3 protein-coding genes and 1 pseudogene are annotated in these 3,894 nt (G+C 57.7%); all 4 read right to left on the bottom strand.

All coding sequences use genetic code 11. The features are described from left to right. Positions 1–175: 175 nt before the first annotated feature. The gene (locus AD944_RS01025) at positions 176–631 is read right to left on the bottom strand and encodes a hypothetical protein (protein WP_045541578.1); all 456 of its coding nucleotides are present in this window, start codon (positions 629–631) and stop codon (positions 176–178) included. A 113-nt stretch (positions 632–744) separates the two neighbouring features. Beyond that, positions 745–1,950, bottom strand: coding sequence for a pyridoxal phosphate-dependent aminotransferase (locus tag AD944_RS01030; protein ID WP_045541579.1), 1,206 nt, complete (start codon positions 1,948–1,950; stop codon positions 745–747). Between the two features lie 2 nt (positions 1,951–1,952). Next, positions 1,953–3,155, bottom strand: a complete 1,203-nt coding sequence (locus AD944_RS01035) for a pyridoxal phosphate-dependent aminotransferase (protein ID WP_045541580.1) — start codon at positions 3,153–3,155, stop codon at positions 1,953–1,955. A 193-nt stretch (positions 3,156–3,348) separates the two neighbouring features. Continuing rightward, positions 3,349–3,720: pseudogene (locus AD944_RS01040) on the bottom strand (glutamate--tRNA ligase family protein); the annotation flags it as partial. Positions 3,721–3,894: the final 174 nt, after the last annotated feature.

Consider the following 3,894-nt stretch of genomic DNA (forward strand, 5'->3'; position numbering starts at 1 on the left):
TCGACCCGATGCACAACCCTTCTGTGAGATTTCCGCGTCAAGGATGACAGAGTTTCTGATCAGAACGTGGGGTGTGTTTATCCGTGCGCCCCTAATGTTACTTGACCCATCCATCAGATCAGTTTGATCCCCTCTTTATCTTTTAATTTGTCATAATAAAGAGGAAAACAGTTTTTTACTTAGAACAGGATTTCAGCATAAAAACCTGCTGCTCAGGCTTTAACCTGTCTTCTACAGGATAAAGAAGCCCCAAGAGGTTTACAAAAATAATGCTTTCTGCAGCACTTTCCCCAGTTTTTGGGAAATTTCTGTTTATATGACGGGCATCCTGCATGAAGATGACATCCGTCGAGCCTTTACCGCCAATCCGATACGCGAAAATACGCGCACTCGATCCAACATCCAGAACGAGTTTGATGGATTTTCCAGTTCTGAGACTCTTTATAAATGCATATTTTGTCCATCCCCGGCGAACGAGATCATCCATATCCACATGGAAACGGTAATCCCCATTTTCCGAGATATATTCAGCCTTTTCCCATTTGCAGGAGGGGGATGCAAAAGCAGGAAGGCCGATCAGCCAAAAACTCAGGACTGCTCCGAATAAGATGCCATAACGCCGGATGGACATACTCCCGACTCCCCAATAACTCTCCCTCGCCTTACCTTAATGTAAGACAAGAGAGAATGGTGAGAAAGAAACGCGGCTGACACTCTTACCCGTAAACGCGCCCCAGCCAGCCGTTAATGCAGATCGTCCACAAACCGGGCAATGCGGGTGCAGGCGTCTTTCAGGTCTTCATCACGGGTGGCGCAGGAAAGGCGCAGATAGGGAGACAGCCCGAACGCTGAACCCGGAACCGTGGCCACATGCGCTTCTTCCAGCAAAGCCACTGCAAAATCATGGTCGGTTTCAAGCCGGGTTCCGCCTGCTGTTGTGCGGCCAAGGCAACCCGCCACACCCGGATAGGCATAAAATGCCCCTTCCGGCATGGCGCAGGTCAAGCCGGGCACAGCACGTAAAGCCTCGACCACCATCTTACGGCGGCGGCTGTATGTTTCGGCCATGGTGCGCACCAGATCAGCCGGGCCATCCAGCGCGGCAGCAGCGGCGGCCTGAGCAATGGTGCAGATGCCAGAGGTAGCGTTTCCCTGCACGGCCCGCATGGTGGCAATCAGATCTTTCGGGCCACCGGCAAACCCTACGCGCCAGCCGGTCATGGCATAGGCTTTGGAAACACCGTTGAGCGTTATGGTACGCTCTTTCAGATCGGGCGCCACAGCCGCAATCGATGCCGATTGCACGCCATCAAAAACCAGATGTTCATAGATTTCATCAGACAAAATCCATACATCCGGGTATTGCCGCAGCACTTCTGCCACGGCTTGCAGATCAGCCTGTTCACACACCGCGCCGGTAGGGTTGTTGGGGAAGTTCAGCACCACCCAGCGCGTGCGGGGGGTCATGGCCGCAGTCAGCGCCTCGGCTTTCAGGCGGAAACCGTCTTCCTCCCGGCACGCGGCGTACACCGGCACACCACCAAACATGCGGGCTATCAGCGGATAACTCACCCAGTAAGGGGCGGGCACCACCACTTCATCGCCTTCATTCAGGGTGGCCATGAAGGCGTTGAAGATCACCTGCTTGCCACCGTTGGAGACCATGATCTCGTCTGGAGCATACTCCAACCCGTTCTCACGGCTGAACTTGCGGGCAACCGCTGCCTTCAGCGCCGGAGTGCCATCAACTGGCGGATATTTGGTCTGCCCGGCCAGCGCTGCCTGATGCGCAGCCTCCACCACGGCGGCTGGCGTGGGAAAATCCGGTTCCCCCAACGCCAGAGAAATCACCTGTTTGCCTTCTGCCCGCAGGGCACGGGCGCGCCGCGCCATTTCAATGGTGGCAGGCGCGGGCAGCCCTTGCATCCGGCGGGCAAAAGAGCGGACCATGCTTACACAAGCCCCGCGCAGAAACGCTGGATACGCGCGCAGGCTTCCCGCAGGCTTTCCGTATCCGTGGCATAGGAAATCCGCATATGGCCCGGATACATGAAGGCGGAGCCATGCACGGCAGCCACCCCTTCTTCTTCCAGCAGAGCCGTTACGAACGCTTCATCCGTATCCAGCTTGTGGCCACCGGCAGAGGTCTTGCCCAGACAACCTTCCAGAGACGGAAACACGTAAAACGCGCCTTCCGGCTTGTCACACTGCAAGCCTTTTGCCTGATTGAGCATGGACACCACCAGATCCCGCCGGCCCTGATAGGTTGTCACCATCTCGCCAATAAAGTTCTGCGGGCCAGTCAGCGCTTCAACCGCAGCGGCCTGTGCAATGGAGCACGCGTTGGAGGTGGACTGCCCCTGCAACTTGTTCATGGCCTTGGTCATTTCCACTGGCGCGCCAGAGAACCCAATGCGCCAGCCGGTCATGGCATAGGCCTTTGAAACACCGTTCATGGTCACGGTGCGGGCACGCAGGCGGGGTTCCACTTCCACAAACGTGGCGGGGCGGAAACCATCGTACGCCAGCTTGGCGTAAATATCGTCCGTAAAGACCCACACATGCGGGTGGCGCAGCAGCACATCACACAGCGGCCGCAGGTCTTCAGCAGAATAAGCTGCCCCCGTGGGGTTGCATGGGGAGTTCAGGAAGAACCATTTGGTGCGCGGCGTAATGGCGGCTTCCAGTTCCTCAGCGGTCAGCTTGAAGCCGTTTTCACGCTTGCAGGGCACAATCACCGGCACGCCTTCCGCCAGCGTGACAATATCAGGGTAGGACACCCAGCACGGAGCCGGAATAATGGCTTCATCCCCAGGGTTCAGGGAGGCCATCATGGCGTTGTAGATCACCTGCTTGCCGCCGGTGGAAACAATCACTTCCTCGGGCGTGTAATCCAGCCCGCTATCCATGCGGAAGCGTTCCGCCACGGCCTTGCGCAGTTCGGGGGTGCCCGCAACATCGGTGTAGCGGGTTTTGCCTTCTTCAATCGCCTTCATGGCGGCGCGGGCAATATTGTCCGGGGTGCGGAAATCCGGCTCTCCGGCTGAAAGGCTGATAATATCCCGACCTTCCGCCTTCAGCGCGCGGGCCTTGGTCGAAATAACAATCGTCTGACTGGGGCTGATCCTGTTCAGACGGTCAGCGACAATGCTCATGATTTCCACACTTCCTGACTCAATTTTTCATTCTCGCCGCCTCAGGCGGCCGAAGCATGATGGGAGATGATTCCAAAAATCCCGCTTCGCGCGGCACAGTAATGCGCTTCTGCCTCCGGCGGAACCGGAGAAAGGCCTTTCTGCCATGATTTTTACGTAAGGCGCGGCTCTTCTCGCGTTGCCCCGGCTTTTTTCAGGTGGGGCAACCCGCAAACACCGCCATGGCCCGCACGGCTTCCGGTGTCATGCCCGCTGCGCGCATCTCCCGCACAGACGCCGCACCATCCCGTTTGGACAGCCGCCGTCCCTGCGCATCACATAAAAGCGGATGGAACACATAAGTGGGCGTGCGCCACCCCATAAGCGCCTGCAACAGCCGGTGCAGGTCCGTGGCCGGGCGCAAATCCTCCCCCCGTGCCACCAACGTGACACCCTGCATGGCATCATCATGCGTGACACAAAGGTGATAAGACGCAGGCACATCCCGACGCGCCAACACGACATCGCCAAACAATTCCGGCGTGCAGACCACCCGGCCCCGGTCCAGATCTTCATAAACCAGCGGCCATACGGAACGCTTCATCTGAAAATGGTCCTGCTCAGTGCCGCCGCCAGTGCGCGCCTGTTGCTGCCCTTCGCCCCTCCTCTGCGTTCGCTCTGGTGCGTGCGGAGAATGCCCGCACTGTAATCGTGCGGGAAGTGCTTCTGCTTCTGCTTCTGCTTCTGCTTCTGCTTCTGC

The organism is Acetobacter tropicalis, assembly GCF_001580915.1.
Lineage (GTDB): Bacteria > Pseudomonadota > Alphaproteobacteria > Acetobacterales > Acetobacteraceae > Acetobacter > Acetobacter tropicalis.